Source organism: Pseudomonas atagonensis, from assembly GCF_011369485.1.
Lineage (GTDB): Bacteria > Pseudomonadota > Gammaproteobacteria > Pseudomonadales > Pseudomonadaceae > Aquipseudomonas > Aquipseudomonas atagonensis.
The window spans coordinates 1-19,132 of record NZ_VXCA01000027.1 but is presented as its reverse complement, the minus strand read 5'-3'; the positions used below and the strand labels follow the sequence as shown (position 1 = coordinate 19,132).

The 19,132-nt window shown below is 59.9% G+C and carries 17 protein-coding genes; 6 read left to right on the top strand and 11 right to left on the bottom strand.

Features of this window, described 5'->3' with window-relative positions; genetic code table 11:
* Positions 1-77 precede the first annotated feature (77 nt).
* The 7 genes from F2P67_RS18830 to gcl form a co-directional block, all read right to left on the bottom strand.
* Positions 78-902 carry an ion transporter gene (locus F2P67_RS18830; RefSeq protein ID WP_166222367.1) on the bottom strand — a complete coding sequence of 275 codons (825 nt, stop codon included), beginning with the start codon at positions 900-902 and terminating at the stop codon, positions 78-80.
* 21 nt (positions 903-923) lie between these two features.
* Positions 924-1,838 (bottom strand): urea transporter, encoded by a 915-nt coding sequence (locus F2P67_RS18825; protein ID WP_166222366.1) that lies wholly within the window; start codon positions 1,836-1,838, stop codon positions 924-926.
* 137 nt (positions 1,839-1,975) lie between these two features.
* Positions 1,976-3,391: a pyruvate kinase gene (pyk, locus tag F2P67_RS18820; protein ID WP_166222365.1), complete on the bottom strand. Its 1,416-nt coding sequence runs from the start codon at positions 3,389-3,391 to the stop codon at positions 1,976-1,978.
* Positions 3,388-4,662 carry a glycerate kinase type-2 family protein gene (locus F2P67_RS18815; protein WP_166222364.1) on the bottom strand — a complete coding sequence of 425 codons (1,275 nt, stop codon included), beginning with the start codon at positions 4,660-4,662 and terminating at the stop codon, positions 3,388-3,390. Before F2P67_RS18815 ends, pyk begins: the two co-directional genes overlap by 4 nt.
* A 162-nt stretch (positions 4,663-4,824) precedes the next feature.
* A complete protein-coding gene (locus tag F2P67_RS18810; protein WP_085605836.1) occupies positions 4,825-5,718 on the bottom strand; it encodes a 2-hydroxy-3-oxopropionate reductase in 894 nt (297 codons plus the stop codon).
* Positions 5,719-5,877: 159 nt separating this feature from the next.
* Positions 5,878-6,660 carry a hydroxypyruvate isomerase gene (gene hyi / locus F2P67_RS18805; protein WP_166222363.1) on the bottom strand — a complete coding sequence of 261 codons (783 nt, stop codon included), beginning with the start codon at positions 6,658-6,660 and terminating at the stop codon, positions 5,878-5,880.
* Between the two features lie 164 nt (positions 6,661-6,824).
* Positions 6,825-8,600, bottom strand: a complete 1,776-nt coding sequence (gene gcl / locus F2P67_RS18800) for a glyoxylate carboligase (protein ID WP_042607573.1) — start codon at positions 8,598-8,600, stop codon at positions 6,825-6,827.
* A 268-nt stretch (positions 8,601-8,868) separates the two neighbouring features.
* On the opposite strand from gcl, the gene F2P67_RS18795 reads away from it, so the two are divergent.
* Positions 8,869-9,309 (top strand): GlcG/HbpS family heme-binding protein, encoded by a 441-nt coding sequence (locus tag F2P67_RS18795; protein WP_166222362.1) that lies wholly within the window; start codon positions 8,869-8,871, stop codon positions 9,307-9,309.
* 96 nt (positions 9,310-9,405) lie between these two features.
* On the opposite strand, the gene F2P67_RS18790 is transcribed toward F2P67_RS18795, so the two are convergent.
* The gene (locus tag F2P67_RS18790) at positions 9,406-10,011 is read right to left on the bottom strand and encodes a TetR/AcrR family transcriptional regulator (RefSeq protein ID WP_007959290.1); all 606 of its coding nucleotides are present in this window, start codon (positions 10,009-10,011) and stop codon (positions 9,406-9,408) included.
* 135 nt (positions 10,012-10,146) lie between these two features.
* Between F2P67_RS18790 and F2P67_RS18785 the strand changes: the two genes are divergently transcribed.
* Positions 10,147-11,061, top strand: coding sequence for a DUF808 domain-containing protein (locus F2P67_RS18785; RefSeq protein WP_166222361.1), 915 nt, complete (start codon positions 10,147-10,149; stop codon positions 11,059-11,061).
* A 182-nt stretch (positions 11,062-11,243) separates the two neighbouring features.
* On the opposite strand, the gene F2P67_RS18780 is transcribed toward F2P67_RS18785, so the two are convergent.
* Together F2P67_RS18780 and F2P67_RS18775 are read right to left on the bottom strand one after the other, a co-directional pair.
* On the bottom strand, positions 11,244-12,032 hold the full coding sequence (locus tag F2P67_RS18780; RefSeq protein ID WP_166222360.1) for an MlaA family lipoprotein: 789 nt from the start codon (positions 12,030-12,032) through the stop codon (positions 11,244-11,246).
* Positions 12,025-13,323 carry a serine/threonine protein kinase gene (locus tag F2P67_RS18775; RefSeq protein WP_166222359.1) on the bottom strand — a complete coding sequence of 433 codons (1,299 nt, stop codon included), beginning with the start codon at positions 13,321-13,323 and terminating at the stop codon, positions 12,025-12,027. Before F2P67_RS18775 ends, F2P67_RS18780 begins: the two co-directional genes overlap by 8 nt.
* A 224-nt stretch (positions 13,324-13,547) precedes the next feature.
* On the opposite strand from F2P67_RS18775, the gene F2P67_RS18770 reads away from it, so the two are divergent.
* Positions 13,548-13,916 (top strand): hypothetical protein, encoded by a 369-nt coding sequence (locus F2P67_RS18770; RefSeq protein ID WP_166222357.1) that lies wholly within the window; start codon positions 13,548-13,550, stop codon positions 13,914-13,916.
* A gap of 100 nt (positions 13,917-14,016) precedes the next feature.
* On the opposite strand, the gene F2P67_RS18765 is transcribed toward F2P67_RS18770, so the two are convergent.
* The gene (locus tag F2P67_RS18765; protein ID WP_166222355.1) at positions 14,017-15,612 is read right to left on the bottom strand and encodes a glycoside hydrolase family 17 protein; all 1,596 of its coding nucleotides are present in this window, start codon (positions 15,610-15,612) and stop codon (positions 14,017-14,019) included.
* A 287-nt stretch (positions 15,613-15,899) separates the two neighbouring features.
* Between F2P67_RS18765 and F2P67_RS18760 the strand changes: the two genes are divergently transcribed.
* From F2P67_RS18760 to F2P67_RS18750, 3 genes are all read left to right on the top strand, one after another.
* A complete protein-coding gene (locus tag F2P67_RS18760; protein WP_166222353.1) occupies positions 15,900-16,751 on the top strand; it encodes a glycine betaine ABC transporter substrate-binding protein in 852 nt (283 codons plus the stop codon).
* Between the two features lie 243 nt (positions 16,752-16,994).
* Positions 16,995-17,306, top strand: a complete 312-nt coding sequence (locus tag F2P67_RS18755) for a DUF485 domain-containing protein (protein ID WP_166222351.1) — start codon at positions 16,995-16,997, stop codon at positions 17,304-17,306.
* Positions 17,303-18,961, top strand: coding sequence for a cation acetate symporter (locus F2P67_RS18750; protein ID WP_166222349.1), 1,659 nt, complete (start codon positions 17,303-17,305; stop codon positions 18,959-18,961). The genes F2P67_RS18755 and F2P67_RS18750 overlap by 4 nt, the downstream gene beginning before the upstream one ends.
* The last annotated feature ends 171 nt before the right edge of the window (positions 18,962-19,132 follow it).

Genomic DNA, 19,132 nt, shown 5'->3' with positions numbered 1-19,132 from the left:
TGTGCCAAAGGTGAGGCCATTTGCCAGCGACTATAACGGGGCGCGCATAGTCGCTTAAAGATTAAAAAGCTCTGTGCTTATTCCATTTTTCTAAACAGCTGATTGCCGCACCGCGAGCAGAACGCTGCACCGTGCTCGTGGCTGTTTTTCTTGCACACCGGGCAATCGTGCTGCAGTTGTTCACCGCGCATGGCATTGGCGAGTTCCGCAGTGAAAATCCCGGTTGGCACGGCAATGATCGAGTAACCGGTGATCATCACCAGCGACGAAATCACCTGGCCCAGCGGGGTCTTCGGCACGATGTCGCCGAAGCCCACCGTAGTCAGGGTGACGATAGCCCAATAGATGCCCTTGGGAATACTGGTGAAGCCGTGTTCCGGGCCTTCGATCACGTACATCAATGTTCCGAACACTGTCACCAGCGTGCAGACACTGACCAGAAACACCACGATCTTCTGCTTGCTGCCCCTCAGCGCCGACATCAAATAATTGGCTTGCTTGAGGTACGGGCTGAGCTTGAGCACGCGGAAGATCCGTAGCATGCGGATGATCCGAATGATCAGCAGGTACTGCGCGTCGCTGTAATACAGGGCGAGGATGCCCGGCACGATCGCCAGCAAGTCCACCAGCCCGTAAAAGCTGAAGGCGTAACGCAAGGGTTTCGGTGAGCAATACAGACGCAGGATGTATTCACCGAGAAAAATGATCGTGAAGCCCCACTCGATGTAGGCCAGCACGTCCGCGTAGTTCTGGTGAATGCTGTCGATACTGTCGAGCATCACGATCACCAGACTGGCGAGGATGATCAACAGCAAGATGCCGTCGAAGCGACGCCCGGCGAGGGTGTCGCTCTGGAAAATCATGACGTAAAGCCGTTCGCGCCAACTGTTGCTGCTGTCCATGAATAACGCCTGAATCGAAGATCAGCGCAGCCTAGGTTGATTCTCCCCGTGAGCGCAAGACGCGTTATCGACGGTGGCTTTCCCCAGCATTTGAATACCGGCGCGGATCAGCCAGCAGGCGAGGATGAATGGCGCTGTCAGCGTGGCCAACCCGATGGCGGCAAACAGCGGCGTGACCAGCAGCGCGAGGACGATGCCGAGCAGCGGCAGCCACGGTTGCTGGCGCTGGTTACTGAAGGCGAGGGCGGCGAGGACGGCGTTGTAACTGCCGAGGCCGAGCAGCGCCAGGCTGGCCTCGTGGTGCAGCAAGCTGGAGGCGAGACCAGTCGCTGAGGCTAGCAGCGCCCAGCAAAAAGCCCGGCGATCAGCGATCAGCAAACCGGCGGCGATCAGCGCGCCGGCCAGCGGGTGGCCGAGAAACATCACCTGACCCAAACCGCGCAGTTCAGCGGCGAGCAGGTTCAGCGTGTTCATTTCGATGTGCGCCATGGGTGCCGAAGGTTCGGCGAACAGCAGCAGGATCCAGCTCATGGCCACGAACGGTGAGGTGTAGGCCGGAATCGATCGGCTGCTGTACACATGTTTGAGCCATTGCTGCGTGGCCATTGCGCTCAAGCCGCCGGCGGCGAGAATCAGCGGCGGCAGCATCGGCGACCACGGGAAATACAGGCTCAGCAACAAGCCCAGCAAGATGCCGTTGTAGCTGAACAGCCCGGCCTGGCGATCAGCCTTGGCGTAGTTGCGTCGTTGCGCGGTGAGCAATCCGGCGACGGCGCCGAGCAGCGCACCGGCAAACAGCACCGGCGCGGTCAGCAGGATCGCCAAGAGACAAAGCAGGCCGCACAGCGGATGACGCTGGAGGAATATTTGACTGAAGCCGTTGAGCAAAGCCTCGGCCCAGTCAGGGCAGTGGGTGTTGAAATGGTTGGCAGGCATGGCAGTTCATTCGGTACTGATCGTTCCCACGCTCCGCGTGGGAATGCCTCAAAGGACGCTCTGCGTCTGCTCTTGGGACGCAGAGCGTCCCGGGCCGCATTCCCACGCTGAGCGTGGGAACGATCATGGTGGGGGGCTTAAATCAACGTTTCGATACGCAGCGAGTTAGTCGATCCAGGCTGACCAAACGGCACACCTGCCGTGATCAGCAGCGTGTCACCACGCTCGGCCATGCCTTGCGCCTGGGCGATTTCCAGCGCGGTCGAGCAGACTTCGTCGACCTGACGCAGGCGATCGTTGACCACCGAGTGAATCCCCCACGCCACGCTCAAGCGACGCGCCGTCTGCAGGTTAGGGGTCAGGTTGAGGATCGGCGCTTTCGGCCGCTCCCGCGCCGCACGCAAACTCGAAGCACCCGACTCGCTGTAGTTGACCAGCACCGCCACCGGCAGCACGTTGCTGATGCGGCGTATCGCGCAGCTGATCGCATCGGAAACCGTTGCTTCGGCTTTCGGCCGGCTGACGTCGAGCTGAGTCTGATAATCCGGGCCGTTTTCGACCTGACGGATGATCTTGCTCATCATCTGCACGGCTTCCAGCGGGTACTCGCCGGACGCGGTTTCCGCTGACAGCATCACCGCATCGGCGCCTTCGGCCACGGCGTTGGCGACGTCAGTCACTTCAGCGCGGGTTGGCGCCGGGGAGAAGCGCATCGACTCCAGCATCTGCGTCGCCACCACCACCGGTTTGCCGAGCTGGCGGCAGGTAGTGATGATGTTTTTCTGGATCTGCGGCACGCTTTCGGCCGGCACTTCGACGCCGAGGTCACCGCGAGCCACCATGATCGCGTCGCTCAGTTCGGCGATCTCGCGCAGTTGCTCGACGGCCGATGGCTTCTCGATTTTCGCCATCAGAAAAGCTTTGTCGCCGATCAGTTCGCGGGCTTCGATGATGTCTTGCGGACGCTGCACGAACGACAACGCGACCCAGTCCACACCCAGCTCCAGACCGAAGCTCAGGTCGCGGCGATCCTTGGCCGTCAGCGGGCTCAGCTCGAGCACGGCTTGTGGCACGTTCACGCCTTTGCGATCCGACAGCTCGCCGCCGTTGAGCACGGTGGTGTCGATTGCGTCGGTGTATTTGGTGACAACCCGCAGGCGCAGTTTGCCGTCATCGAGCAGCAGATCCATCCCGGCTTCCAGCGCCGCGATGATCTCCGGATGCGGCAGATTCACCCGGCGTTCGTCGCCCGGTGTCGCGTCCAGATCAAGGCGGAAGGCCTGACCGCGATGCAGTTGCACCTTGCCGTCAGCAAACTTGCCGACGCGCAGTTTCGGCCCTTGCAAGTCCATCAGAATGCCCAGCGGATAGTTGAGTTGGCGCTCGACTTCGCGGATCCACTGATAGCGCTTGGCGTGGTCGGCGTGATCGCCGTGGCTGAAATTGAGGCGGAAGATGTTGACCCCGGCCTCGACCAGTTCACGGATCTCTTCGATGCCGTCAACGGCAGGCCCGAGGGTGGCGAGGATTTTGACCTTTTTATCAGGCGTCATGATTTAGAGCTCTCGAGGATCAGAATGGCGCGGAAGTCGTTGACGTTGGTGCGGGTCGGCTCGGTGACGATCAGCGCATCGAGCGCCTCGAAGTAGCCGTAACCGTTGTTGTTATCCAGCTCGTCGCTGGCGCTCAGGCCCAGGGCGGCGGCGCGGGCGTAGCTGTCCGGGGTCATGATTGCGCCGGCGTTGTCTTCCGAACCGTCGATGCCGTCAGTGTCACCGGCCAGCGCATAGACGCCGGGCTGGCCCTTGAGGCTGTCGGTGAGGCTGAGGAGGAATTCGGCGTTGCGTCCGCCACGGCCATTGCCGCGTACGGTCACGGTAGTTTCGCCGCCGGAGAGGATCACGCACGGCGCCGCCAGTGGCTGGCCATGGTTGATGATCTGGCGGGCGATACCGGCGTGGACTTTCGCCACTTCGCGGGATTCGCCTTCGAGGTCGCCGAGGATCAGCGTGCTGAAACCGGCCTGACGGCATTTCACCGCAGCGGCATCCAGCGATTGCTGAGGGCGGGCGATCAACTGGAAGTGACTGCGGGCCAGGCTCGGATCACCGGGTTTGACGGTTTCCGATTCCGGACTTTGCAGCCAGTTGCGCACCGACGCCGGAATCTCGATGCCGTAGCGCTTGATGATCGCCAGCGCTTCGGCGCTGGTGCTCGGGTCGGCCACGGTCGGGCCGGAAGCGATGACCGTGGCAAGGTCGCCCGGTACATCGGAAATCGCGTAGGTGTAAACAGTGGCAGGCCAGCAGGCCTTGCCCAGGCGTCCGCCCTTGATCGCCGAGAGGTGCTTGCGCACGCAGTTCATCTCGCCGATGGTCGCGCCGGATTTGAGCAGGGCTTTGTTGATTGACTGCTTGTCGGCGAGGGTGATGCCTTCGGCCGGCAGCGCCAGCAGGGCAGAGCCGCCGCCGGACAGCAGGAAAATCACGCGGTCGTCTTCGGTCAGGTTGCTGACCAGTTCCAGCACGCGTTTGGCCACGGCCAGACCGGCTGCGTCCGGCACCGGGTGTGCGGCTTCGACCACTTCGATTTTTTCGCACGGGGCGCCGTGACCATAGCGGGTCACCACAAGGCCCGAGACTTCACCTTCCCAGCAGCGCTCGACCACTTGCGCCATGGCGGCGGCGGCCTTGCCGGCGCCGATGACGATCACGCGACCTGTGCGATCGGCAGGCAGATGTGCTTCGAGGACCTGGTTCGGATGGGCCGCGTCGATGGCTGTGGCAAACAGCTCGCGCAGCAGTTGTTGCGGATCGACCGACATGGCGGGCTCCCATTCTTATTGTTCTTGGTTAGTGCAGGTGATCGTTCCCACGCTCTGCGTGGGAATGCCTCAATGGACGCTCTGCGTCCGCTTCGGCAGGGACGCGGAGCGTCCCGGGCTGCATTCCCACGCAGAGCGTGGGAACGAGCGACGGGGCAGGGCTTATTTTTTGTCGCGAATCGAGAAGTTGGCCATGTGTTCCAGGCCCTTGATCAGCGCCGAGTGATCCCAGTTGCTGCCACCGATGGCCGCGCAGGTGCTGAACACTTGCTGGGCGTTGGCGGTGTTCGGCAGGTTGATGTTCAGCTCCTTGGCGCCTTGCAGGGCCAGGTTCAGGTCCTTCTGGTGCAGGCTGATGCGGAAACCTGGATCGAAGGTGCCTTTGATCATGCGCTCGCCGTGCACTTCGAGAATCTTCGAGGAGGCGAAACCACCCATCAGCGCTTCACGCACCTTGGCTGGATCGGCACCGTTTTTCGAAGCGAACAGCAGGGCTTCAGCGACGGCCTGAATGTTCAGGGCAACGATGATCTGGTTCGCGACCTTGGCGGTCTGACCGTCGCCATTGCCACCGACCAGGGTGATGTTCTTGCCCATGGCCTGGAACAGCGGCAGTGCGCGTTCGAAGGCATCGGCGTCGCCACCGACCATGATGCTCAGGGTCGCAGCCTTGGCGCCGACTTCACCACCGGAAACCGGAGCGTCGAGGTACTGCGCGCCTTTCTCGTTGATCTTTGCAGCGAAGGCCTTGGTGGCGGTAGGCGAGATCGAGCTCATGTCGATCACGACTTTGCCTTTGCCGATGCCGGCAGCGACGCCGTCGGCGCGGAACAGTACGTCCTCTACCTGCGGGGTATCCGGAACCATGACGATGATGAACTCGGCTTCCTGCGCCACTTCGCGCGGGTTGGCCAGGGCGACGGCGCCAGCGGCAACCAGGTCGGCCGGGGCGGCGTCGTGGTGCGCCGACAGGAACAGGCTGTGACCGGCTTTCTGCAGGTTCGCCGCCATTGGGTGGCCCATGATGCCGGTGCCGATGAATCCGATTTTAGCCATGAGAAAATCCTCTTGTTTTTGTCTTGCTCAAGCAAATAGGGGATGTTGCTTTGGGTGGGAGCGGGCTTGCTCGCGAATGCGGTGGAACATTCAATATCCGTGTTGACTGAACCACCGCATTCGCGAGCAAGCCCGCTCCCACAGGGTTTTGCGTTGTTCTTAAATGGCGTTGTGGGTCTTCAGCCAGCCGAGGCCTGCTTCAGTGGTGGTCAGCGGCTTGTATTCGCAACCGACCCAACCCTGATAACCGATGCGGTCGAGGTGTTCGAACAGAAAGCGGTAGTTGATCTCACCGGTGCCCGGCTCGTTGCGGCCCGGGTTGTCGGCGAGCTGCACATGGTTGATCTCGGCCAGGTGCGATTGCAGCGTGCGGGCCAGATCGCCTTCCATGATTTGCATGTGATAGATGTCGTATTGCAGGTACAGATTGGCGCTGCCGACCTGCTCGCGAATCGACAGGGCTTGCGCCGTGTTGTTCAGGTAGAAACCCGGGATGTCGCGGGTGTTGATCGCTTCCATCACCAGTTTGATGCCCGCGGCCTGCAGCTTATCGGCGGCGTATTTCAGGTTGGCGACGAAGGTCTTTTCCACGGTGGCATCGTCGACGCCTTGCGGGCGGATACCCGCCAGGCAGTTGACCTGGGTGTTGCCCAGCACTTGCGCGTAGGCAATCGCCAGATCAACGCCAGCGCGGAACTCTTCAACGCGATCCGGCAGACACGCGATGCCGCGCTCGCCCTTGGCCCAGTCACCGGCCGGCAGGTTGAACAGCACTTGGGTCAGACCGTTGGCGTCGAGTTTGGCCTTGATTTCAGCAGAGCTGAAATCGTAAGGGAACAGGTACTCGACACCGCTGAAGCCAGCCTTGGCGGCGGCGTCGAAACGGGCAAGGAAATCCTGTTCGGTGAACAGCATGGACAGGTTGGCTGCGAAACGCGGCATGGTGGTCTCCCGTATATGTATTAGGGCTGATCGTTCCCACGCTCTGCGTGGGAATGCCTCAATGGACGCTCTGCGTCCGCTTTGGGACGCAGAGCGTCCCCGGCTGCATTCCCACGCAGAGCGTGGGAATGATCAGCAGCGTGGGAACGATCAAGCAAAAGCAATCAGTCGAGCAGCGAAATCGCCGTAGGCGCATCGTTGCCGACCAGCGCCAGGTCTTCGAATTCGTTGACGGCGTTGATCTCGGTGCCCATGGAGATGTTGGTCACACGCTCCAGAATGATCTCGACAATCACCGGCACCTTGAACTCTTCGATCATCTGTTCGGCCTTGCGCAGGGCAGGGGCGATTTCCGACGGTTCGAACACACGCAGTGCCTTACAGCCCAGGCCTTCAGCCACTGCGATGTGGTCAACCCCGTAACCGTTGAGTTCCGGCGCGTTCAGGTTATCGAAGGACAGCTGCACGCAGTAGTCCATTTCGAACCCGCGCTGTGCCTGACGGATCAGACCCAGATACGAGTTGTTCACCACAACGTGGATATACGGCAGTTTGAACTGAGCGCCGACCGCCAGTTCTTCGATCATGAACTGGAAGTCATAGTCCCCCGACAGGGCCACGACTTTACGGTTCGGATCGGCCTTCACCACGCCCAGCGCTGCCGGAATGGTCCAGCCCAACGGGCCTGCCTGGCCGCAGTTGATCCAGTGACGCGGCTTGTAGACGTGCAGGAACTGCGCGCCGGCAATCTGCGACAGACCGATGGTGCTGACGTAGCAGGTGTCCTTGCCGAACACCTGGTTCATTTCTTCGTAAACGCGCTGCGGTTTGACCGGCACGTTGTCGAAGTGAGTCTTGCGATGCAGGCTGGCTTTGCGCTGCTGGCAATCCTGCAGCCAGGCACTGCGGTTTTTCAGCTTGCCGGCGGCTTGCCATTCACGGGCCACTTCGATGAACACGGTCAGCGCGGCAGCGGCGTCGGAAACGATGCCCAGATCCGGGGTGAACACGCGGCCGATCTGCGTGCCTTCGATGTCGACGTGAATGAACTTGCGACCTTCGGTGTAAACATCCACCGAGCCGGTGTGACGGTTGGCCCAACGGTTACCGATCCCCAACACCACGTCGGATTTCAGCATGGTTGCGTTGCCGTAACGGTGCGAAGTCTGCAGACCGACCATGCCCACCATCAACGGGTGATCGTCCGGGATGGTGCCCCAGCCCATCAGGGTCGGGATAACCGGGATGCCGGTCAGCTCAGCGAACTCAACCAGCAGATCGCTGGCGTCGGCGTTGATGATGCCGCCACCGGCTACCAACAATGGGCGCTCGGCCTGATCCAGCAGAGCCAAAGCCTTCTCGACCTGAACGCGGGTCGCGGTGGGTTTGGCTAGCGGCAGCGGCTGGTAAGCGTCGATGTCGAATTCGATTTCGGCCATCTGCACGTCGAACGGCAGGTCGATCAGCACCGGGCCTGGACGGCCGGAGCGCATTTCGTAGAACGCTTTCTGGAACGCGTAAGGCACTTGGCCCGGCTCCAGAACAGTGGTCGCCCACTTGGTGACTGGCTTGACGATGCTGGTGATGTCGACAGCCTGGAAGTCTTCCTTGTGCATACGGGCGCGGGGTGCCTGGCCGGTAATGCAGAGGATTGGAATCGAGTCGGCCGAGGCGCTGTAGAGCCCGGTGACCATGTCGGTGCCGGCAGGGCCGGAAGTCCCGATGCACACGCCGATGTTGCCGGCCTTGGTGCGGGTGTAGCCCTCGGCCATGTGCGAGGCGCCTTCAACGTGGCGAGCGAGGACGTGATCGATGCCGCCGACCTTTTGCAGGGCGGAGTACAGCGGGTTGATCGCAGCACCTGGGATGCCAAAAGCGGTATCAACCCCTTCACGGCGCATCACCAGAACGGCGGCTTCGATTGCTCTCATTTTGCTCATGGTTTTGTGCCTCTTTACGTTTTGTAATTGTATACAAGTGGCTTTGCGCAGAGTGTATTCACGGCGGACGGCGCAGGTCAATCCATTTTCTCAAGCGCCTGTTTCATTCGTCGGAAGCCTGTCGCACTGTGGCTTTTCGTCGCATGTGGCGCTTTTCGAGAATTATTGTATACAAAAAAATAATTCATTGTGTTCTATTTGTTGCATCGGGCTGCGGCACAAAACCGCAGCCCCACGACTTTCCCAATAACAAAATGAGGACGGCACCATGAGCGCTTTAACCTTGAAAGTCGCAGTCAACCTGGTCAACGAAGCCATCAGCGCAGGGCGAGGCATCAACGCCGCGCCGCTGACCATCGCGGTACTCGATACCGGCGGCCACCTGATCACCTTGCAACGCGAAGACGGCGCGAGCCTGCTGCGCCCGAATATCGCCATCGGCAAAGCCTGGGGCGCCATCGCCCTGGGCAAGGGCTCACGCCTGCTTGCGCTCGACGCACAACAACGCCCGGCGTTCATCGCTGCGCTGAACAGCATGGGGCAGGGCAGCGTCGTGCCGGCACCGGGTGGCGTGTTGATCCGCGATCAGGCCGGCAACGTGCTGGGCGCAATCGGCATCAGCGGCGATCTGTCGGATATCGATGAGCAGGTGGCAATCAAAGCGGTGGAGGCGCTGGATCTGCGCGCGGATGCGGGGGTGGCGGCCTGAGTGGCTAAAGCCGAATAGTCGCTGAAGCGAAAAAGCCCGCCCTCACAGGAATCTCTGTGAGGGCGGGCTTGTTTGTATCGGGTGGCAGAGAGTGTGTCAGTCCGGCTCACACCCTTTCAACACCAGCCGGATAATCGTCTGCGCTGCTGCTTCATAGTCGGCTTCGTCGAGCTTGTCCTTGCCGGTGACCGCAGAAATCTGCCAGTCGAAGTCGGCGTAGGTCTGGGTCGCGGCCCAGATGCTGAACATCAGGTGATTGGGGTCGATCGGGGCGATCTGGCCGCGGTCGATCCAGGTCTGGATGCAGTCGATGTTGTGCTTGGCCTGGCCGTTGAGCTGCTCGACCAGGTCGGCGCTCAGGTGCGGGGCGCCGTGCATGATTTCACTCGCGAACACCTTGGAGGCGAAGGGCAGATCGCGGGAGATGCGGATCTTCGAGCGGATGTAGCCGCTCAGCACTTCACTCGGTACGCCGTCCGGATTAAACGGCGTCGAGGCCTGCAGGATCGGCACGATGATGCTTTCCAGTACCTCGCGGTAGAGGTTTTCCTTGGACTTGAAGTAGTAGTAGACGTTGGGCTTGGGCAATCCCGCCTTGGCGGCGATGTCGCTGGTTTTGGTCGCAGCGAAGCCCTTGTCGGCAAACTCCTCACTGGCGGCACGCAGGATCAGTTCTTTGTTGCGCTCGCGGATTGTGCTCATAAACCCGGTGGTTCCTTGCCTGTTCTGGCGGTTGCGCATGGTAGCACCGGCCTCGCGCAGCGCTCAAGAATGCCCCGTGTGGTGAGTGGTCGCGTTATGCTTCGCAACATTCATACATAAAAGGAAACAGGATTCATGGCAGGAAGCAGTTTGCTGGTGCTGGTCGACGATATTGCCACCGTTCTGGATGACGTGGCGTTGATGAGCAAAATGGCCGCCAAGAAGACCGCCGGGGTGCTCGGTGATGATCTGGCGCTCAATGCCCAGCAGGTCTCCGGCGTGCGCGCCGAGCGAGAAATCCCCGTGGTATGGGCAGTGGCCAAGGGGTCGTTCCTCAATAAACTGATTTTGGTGCCGTCGGCGCTGGCGATCAGTGCATTCGTGCCGTGGCTGGTGACGCCGTTGTTGATGGTCGGTGGCGCGTACCTGTGTTTCGAAGGGTTCGAGAAACTCGCGCACAAGTTTCTGCACAGCAAGGCTGAAGATGAAACCGAGCATGCGCAACTGACCGAAGCCGTGGCAGATCCGGCCACCGATCTGGTGGCTTACGAGAAGGACAAGATCAAAGGTGCGATCCGCACCGATTTCATCCTCTCGGCAGAAATCATCGCCATCACCCTCGGCACCGTGGCTGACGCCTCGCTGACCCAGCAAGTGATTGTGATGTCGGGCATCGCGATTGTGATGACGGTTGGTGTTTATGGTCTGGTGGCCGGCATCGTCAAACTTGACGACCTCGGTTTGTGGCTGACCCAGAAGCCGGGGCAGATGGCCAAAAAAATCGGCAGCGGCATTTTGACGGCGGCGCCGTACATGATGAAAACCCTGTCGGTGGTGGGCACGGCGGCGATGTTCCTGGTGGGCGGCGGTATCCTCACTCACGGCATTCCGGTTGCGCATCACTGGATTGAGGGTGTTGGCGCGGCGGCGGGGAGTGCCGGGTTTGTGGTGCCAGCGTTGCTCAATGGCGTGGCGGGGATTATTGCCGGTGCCGTGGTGTTGGCGGTGGTTTCTGTCGTCGGCAAAATCTGGAAAGCAGTGAAGAACTAACCAGCGATACATAACCCCTGTGGGAGCGGGCTTGCTCGCGAATGCGGTGTGTCATTCAAAGAAAGTATCGACTGACAGAAGCATTCGCGAGCAATCCCGCTCCCACATTTTGATTTGTGTGGTGCCATGAAAAAGGGCCATTCGACTCGCATCGAATGGCCCTTTTTTGTGCCGGTCGAAGATTACTCGGCAATCTGCAGCTTGCGTGCTTCGGTGTACACGTACCGCACTTTCTCGTATTCGAACGGCGAGTTCATCTGGCCGTAACGGAAACTGGTCTGGTAGCGCTTGTCGACCGCTCGCAACGCCCAGACTTCCGGGTGGTTGGAGCTGACTTCCGAAACGTTGAGGAAGTTGATCGCCGATTCGGCGCTGAAGTCCACGGCCAGGCCGGCGGTGTCGCGGATGTTCGACGGGCCGAGGATCGGCAGTACGAAGTACGCGCCGCCCGGTACGCCGTAGAAGCCCAGAGTCTGCCCGAAGTCTTCGCTCTGGCGCGGCAGGCCCATGGCGGTGGCCGGATCCCACAGGCCGGCGATGCCGATGGTGGTGTTGAGCAACAGGCGCGCCGTGGTTTCCATCGAGCGTTGACCCTTGAACTGCAACAGGCTGTTGAGCAGGTTCGGTACGTCGCCCAGGTTGTTGAAGAAGTTGCTCACACCGGTGCGCACAAAGCTTGGCGTGATGTAGCGATAACCGTCGACCACCGGCAGGAACACCCATTGGTCGAAGCGGTAGTTGAAGTGGTAAACGCGACGGTTCCACTCCTCCAGCGGGTCGTAGACGGCCAGAGCATTGAGCGTCGAACGCTCGAACTCTCGCTGATCCAGTCCCGGGTTGAACTTGAGTTTCGACAGCGGCTCCTTGAAGCCGTCACTGTCGACCACCACCGGTGCATTGGCTTTGCTGTTATCGGCCTGGGCCACGCCTGCACAGAGTAACGCTGCAATCAGCAGGAGATATTTAGCCACGGAAGAACTCCAGCATGGCGTCGCTGTTGACGCGGTAGTTGAGGTTGCCGCAATGGCCACCCAGTGGATAAAGCGTCAGGCGATCACCGAACGTCTTGCGCAGAAAACCGAGGTCGCCGGGGCCGAGAATGACGTCGTCAGCGTTGTGCATCACGGCGATTTTCGGGCTGTCGTGCAGGTAATCCTTGAGCGCATACAGGCTGACCTGATCGATCAGTTGCAGCAGGCTGCCGCCGTCGGTGCGCGCGCGCCACATCGGAATCACCTGATCGGTCAGGTAGCAATCGAAGTCGCATTGCAGCGCACGCTTGAGGAATGGCGTCAGGCTGGTGCCTTCGGTGATCGGGAATTTCGGCGGGGTGATCAGGCCGCGACGATTGATCAGGTCAGAGGTAAAGGCGATGTCGGCAGCGGAGAAACGGAACGAGGTGCCGATCAGCATCGCCATCTGCTCGTTGGTCAAATGCTGCTTGGACTGCTGGAAGTCGTAGAGCAAGGCATCGTTGAGGTCGATGTAGCCTTTCTGCTGGAAGTAGCGGGTCAATTTGCCCAATACCAGTTCATAGAACGTGGTGCTGTTGTTGATGCCCTTGACCTCGGTCTGCACCAGTTTGTCTAGGTTGCTGATCGAGGTGTAGAGATTCACCGGCGGGTTGAGCAGCAGGACTTTCTTGAAGTTGAAGCTGCGGCGGGTCTCGTCCAGATGCGCAACGAATGCGGCATCAAGAGCGCCGAGGCTGTAACCGGTCAGGTAAAACTCGGTCACCGGCACCTTCGGGTTTTGCGCCCGCACGGCCTGCATGACCCGATACATGTCTTCGGCGTCTTCCTTGGTCACGCCCGGTGTGGCGAAGCGCGAAGCGGCGCTGATGAAGTCGAAACTGGTCGGCGACGACAGCTGCACGACGTGGTAGCCGGCCTTGTAGTAAAGCTTTTTCAGGTATTCGTTGAGCGTGCTGTCGTAGCGCGCGCCGGTGCCGGCGATCAGAAAGATCAGCGGTGCCGGTTTGTCCTGGGTGGCGATGCGGTAGGTAAGTTTCTTCACTGCCCAGAAATTGTCCGGCAGGTTGAATGCCCGCTCCGGACGCAGGGTGATGCTGCGATCCGACTGGTTGATGTCATCGTCCAGTGGCAGCTCCGGGCGCAAGTCCGGTGGCGTCGTGGCGATGGTCGCCTCGAACGGGTTGGTCAGGGGGTAGCCATAGCTGGCGGCGTCGATATCCACCGCCAGTGCGGACGCACTCAGAATAAGGCCGCTGAACAGCGCGGCGAAGCGCAAGGAACGGAGCATGACTAGATCCCTTAGAGGAAGGTGCCGAATGAAGTTCGCAGGCTATGACCACCGGGCTCGCGCCAAAGTGCCATGCAACGGCACCAAACAGGCAGAATTCGGAGTAATAGTAGCTGGACGATACACTTTGCACAGAGTCGATGACCAGTTAACTGTTGTTAGTGCTTGCGTATGGGGGACGGCGGATTAAGCTGGCCGCCGATTTCCGAAGATTGGAGTGTTCCATGTCCCGCCGCTTGCCCGTGATTTTGCTGCTCGTTCTGCTGCCGTTATGGCTGGCCGCCAGTTATGGCGCCCGCTACGGTTTTATGGAGGACGGCCAGTGGGTCGGCATTTGCGTCGATGAAGCCAGCCGCTGGGAATGTCAGGTGCGCTCGAACCTTGGGCTGATGATTCACTTCAAGGTGTTGGGCTGGACAGCGCTGGGGGCGGCGTTGCTCGGTTTTGTCGTGCCGGGGCGGGCAGGGTGGTGGCTTGCGGTGCTGGCGCTGGTGTTCGGGCTGCCGGCGCTGGCGTTGTATAACACGACGCTGGCGGTGTTTGCGGTGGTGATTGCGGGGTTGCGCCTGGTCCGGGAAACCCGCGACGCCTGATCGTCAGCTATCGCGAGCAGGCTCACTACTATACAAGGGGAACGCATTCCAAAATTTAGGAGTGAGCCTGCTCGCGATTGGGCATTTCAGCCGATGAAGCTTAAGTCTTGCGAACACGCAGGCAGCGCCACAACGCAACTACCATCAACAAGCTGACCAACGCCCAACCCCACGCCTGCTGATTCAACAAGCCTTCCTCATACAACTGCGGCGCAATGCCCGCACCGATGATAAAGGTCAGCAACGCAATTTCCCGACGCGGCACGCTGACCGGCCGGCACAGGTAAACGAGTGAAGGCAATACAAACGCCATGCTCGCAAAGCTGCGATAACGCGCATCAAACACCATCTCCAGCATCATCACCGCCGCTGCAAATCCTGCCGCGGCTACCAACCAACCGGCGCGACGCTCCAGCAGGTTGAAGGCTTTTTCACGCCAGCCAGTACGAGCGCTCAATGTCAGCGCGGCGTGCGCGAGCACCAACAGATTCAGCGCTGTCAGCAGTCCGACCCACAACCATTCGCTGTTGAATCGTGTGGTCACTCGCGCCAGATCGCCCCAGGCGCCAATCGAACAAGCGGCGAGGGCGCCCAGCAGCGGCAACACTAGCGCTGAGCGCGTCGTGCGAACCCGGCCGCCGAGGATCAACGTGCTGAGGAAGATCAGTCCACCGACTGCCAGCCATTCTTTCCAGTACGGCACGTTAGTCACGGGGCCGGCCAGTACGCCTTTGTCCTGACGATCAGCGTCAAACAGCCCCCAATAACCGCCGACCGCACCTTCGCTCGCGCGTTTCCACGGTTGGTCAAAAGCCTCGATCAGGTTGTAGCGCCAGCCTTCTTTCTCGGCCATCGCGACAAACCCACGAATGAACTTGGCTTCGTTGACCCGGCTCGGAAGCGCCGTTTCACGCTGGCGGCCTTCGCTCGGCCAGCCGGTTTCGCCGATCATCACGTCCTTGGGTGCGAACTTGTTGCCGAACACCTGACGCACATCTGCGACATGCTGCAGGGCAGCGTCGATGTTCGACGGATCATCTTCCCAGTACGGCAACAGGTGAATGGTCAGGAAATCCACTGCCGGCGCGACTTCCGGATGCTTGAGCCAGAACTCCCACACATCGGCGTAGGTAACCGGTTGCTTGACCTGGCTTTTGACCTTGTTGATCAGTCGGGCCAGTTGCCCGCCGGTGACTTCCTTGCGCAGCAGCGCTTCGTTGCCGACGATCACCGCACTGACCACGTCCGGGTTGGCGTTGGCCGAAGCAATCAGTAGATCGACTTCTTTCTCGGTGTCTACCGGGTTGCTGTTGACCCACGCACCGATCATCAGCTTCAAACCATGTTTGCGCGCCAGATCCGGCAACGCTTCGAGGCCGGTCATGGAATACGTGCGGATGCATTCAAAGCGCGTCGCCAGCAAGGCGAGGTCGGCGTCCATGCGCTCCGGGCGCAACTTGAACGGCACGTCGAACGGCGACTGATCTTTATCGAAAGGGGTGTAGGAGGCGCATTGCAACTTGTGCGTCGGGGTGGCGGCGTCCGGCAGGATCACCGGTTTGCCGAGGCCGTACCAGAAACCGCCAAGGGCAAACAGGCCAAGCAGGCAGGCGAAGATATAAGGAAGAAAAGGCAAGCGGGAAGTCGCGGACATGGTCAGGCCGAGTGGCTGCAAAGCGACGCATGTTACCTGCATTTAACCGGGGGTTGGTGGCCCGCATGATTTTGACATGCAAAGTTCGGGCGGATTGTCTGGCGTCAAATATTCATAGGCAGTTAATGGCTTTCTGATGTCGTTTCTCGTTGCCTTGAGGTCGCTGACAGAGCAGGTCGTGACGGTCGTCAGGTTGATGATCGAAAGCGTCAGCACTCCACTGGCAGTCGAGCGAGTTTGCGGTCAGGCGTGATGGGGGCGCTGTGCACCATAACAATACGTTGACGCCGCCCGTCATCCGTCGGGCGCAGCATTTCGGGGAAGTAACGATGAAGATGCGACGACTTTTAGGCGCAGGTGCCGCTCTGGTGCTTGCGATGAGTTCCACATTTGCCAGCGCTGAAAAACAGACCCTGAACATCGGTTACGTGGACGGCTGGTCTGACAGCGTCGCGACCACCCACGTGGCGGCCGAAGTGATCAAACAGAAGCTTGGCTACGACGTGAAGCTGCAAGCCGTCGCCACCGGGATCATGTGGCAAGGCGTGGCCACCGGCAAACTCGACGCCATGCTCTCGGCCTGGCTGCCTGTGACCCACGGCGAATACTGGGCGAAAAACAAGGATCTGGTCGTCGATTACGGCCCGAACTTCAAGGATGCGAAAATCGGCCTGATCGTGCCGGAGTACGTCAAGGCCAAGTCGATCGAAGACCTGAAAACCGATGACACCTTCAAGAACCGCATCGTCGGCATCGACGCCGGTTCAGGCGTGATGCTCAAGACCGATCAGGCGATCAAGGATTACGGCCTCGACAAATACACCCTCAAGGCCAGTTCCGGCGCCGGCATGATCGCCGAGCTGACCCGTGCCGAGAAGAAAAACGAATCCATCGCCGTCACCGGTTGGGTGCCGCACTGGATGTTCGCCAAGTGGAAACTGCGCTTCCTCGACGACCCGAAAGGCGTGTACGGCGCAGCTGAAACGGTGAACAGCATCGGCAGTAAGGAACTGGAAGCCAAGGCGCCGGAAGTGGCCAGGTTCCTGAAGAACTTCCAGTGGGCATCGAAAGACGAAATCGGCGAAGTGATGCTGGCGATTCAGGATGGTGCCAAACCTGACGCAGCCGCGAAGGATTGGGTCGCCAAGCACCCGGATCGCGTGGCTGACTGGACCAAGTAACTTCAAAACCGCTTACACCCCTGTAGGAGTGAGCCTGCTCGCGATAGCGTCCTGTCAGTTGATTAAAATGTCGACTGATCCGACGCCATCGCGAGCAGGCTCGCTCCTACAGTTGTTTTGGGGTGTGCTTGAAATTGGCAAAAGAGTCATGGCCATCTACTACTAAGGTCGTCTGTTACCGCGCTCGCAGCCGCATACATTAGCTATGTTCCAACAATAATCTGTGCTGCGAGGATAAAAACAATGAACGACAGCATTTACCTCTCGATTCAAAACAGTCCCCGATTCAAGGAGCTGGTGCGAAAAAGGGAAAAGTTCGCCTGGATACTCTCGGCGATCATGCTCGGGCTCTACTCCGGATTCATCCTTCTGATCGCTTACGGCCCGCAAGTGCTGGGGGCCAAACTCAGTCCCGAGTCATCGATTACCTGGGGCATCCCGATCGGTGTCGGCCTGATTGTCTCGGCTTTCATCCTCACCGGCATCTACGTGCGCCGCGCCAATGGCGAGTTTGACGACCTGAACAATGCGATTCTCAAGGAGGCTCAGCAATGATCCGGCGTCTACTGGCTCTTCTGAGCATCTCGGCGTTCGCGCCGGCCGTGTGGGCGGCTGACGCCCTGACCGGCGAAGTGCACAAACAACCGCTCAACGTTGCTGCGATTGCCATGTTCGTGGTGTTCGTCGGTGCCACGCTGTGCATCACTTACTGGGCGTCCAAGCGCAACAAGTCGGCTGCCGACTACTACGCGGCGGGCGGCAAGATCACCGGTTTCCAGAACGGTCTGGCGATTGCCGGTGACTACATGTCGGCGGCATCCTTCCTGGGGATTTCCGCGCTGGTGTTCACCTCCGGCTACGATGGCCTGATCTATTCGATCGGCTTCCTGGTGGGCTGGCCGATCATTCTGTTCCTGATCGCCGAGCGCCTGCGTAACCTGGGCAAATACACCTTTGCCGACGTGGCGTCTTACCGCCTCGGGCAAACCCAGATTCGCACCCTGTCTGCCTGCGGTTCGCTGGTGGTGGTGGCGTTCTATCTGATCGCGCAAATGGTTGGCGCGGGCAAGCTGATCCAGTTGCTGTTCGGCCTCGACTATTACGTCGCGGTGATTCTGGTCGGCATCCTGATGTGCATGTACGTGCTGTTCGGCGGCATGCTCGCAACCACCTGGGTGCAGATCATCAAGGCTGTGCTGTTGCTGTCCGGTGCCTCGTTCATGGCGCTGATGGTGATGAAGCACGTCAACTTCGATTTCAACATGCTGTTCTCCGAGGCGATCAAGGTTCACCCGAAAGGTGAGGCGATCATGAGCCCGGGCGGTCTGGTGAAAGATCCGATTTCGGCGTTCTCGCTGGGTCTGGCACTGATGTTCGGTACCGCTGGCCTGCCGCACATCCTCATGCGCTTCTTCACCGTGAGTGACGCAAAAGAAGCCCGTAAGAGCGTGCTGTATGCGACCGGTTTCATTGGTTACTTCTACATTCTGACGTTCATCATCGGCTTCGGCGCGATCCTGCTGGTCAGCACCAACCCGGCCTTTAAAGATGCAGCGGGCGCTTTGCTCGGCGGCAACAACATGGCGGCGGTGCACCTGGCTGACGCGGTGGGTGGCAGTATCTTCCTTGGTTTCATTTCGGCGGTAGCGTTTGCGACCATTCTGGCGGTTGTCGCGGGTCTGACCCTGGCCGGTGCTTCGGCGGTGTCTCACGATCTGTACGCCAGCGTGATCAAGAAGGGCAAGGCCAACGACAAGGATGAGATTCGCGTTTCGAAGATCACCACTATCGCGCTGGGTGTGCTGGCCATCGGCCTGGGCATTCTGTTCGAAAGCCAGAACATTGCGTTCATGGTGGGCTTGGCGTTCTCGATTGCGGCGAGCTGTAACTTCCCGGTGCTGTTGCTTTCGATGTACTGGAAGAAGCTGACCACCCGTGGCGCGATGATCGGCGGTTGGTTGGGGCTGGTGAGTGCCGTTGGTTTGATGGTGCTGGGGCCGACCATTTGGGTGCAGATTCTGCATCATGAGAAGGCGATCTTCCCTTATGAGTACCCGGCGTTGTTTTCGATGATCATTGCGTTCATTGGCATCTGGTTCTTCTCGATTACTGACAAGTCGGCGGCGGCGGACAATGAGCGGGCGCTGTTCTTCCCGCAGTTTGTGCGTTCGCAGACTGGGTTGGGGGCGAGTGGGGCGGTTTCGCACTGATCGCTTGAAGGTCGTTTGAACGTTGTACTGAATGCCCCGGTTGTGAGATCGGGGCATTTTTTGTGGGCGGTTATCGGGCGGGCTTGGATTTTGTACTGATGTGTACATATCCGTTGCTGCGGTAACGGCTGCTTAGGGTTTCGCCTTTACGGCGAGTCACCTTTTCCAGAC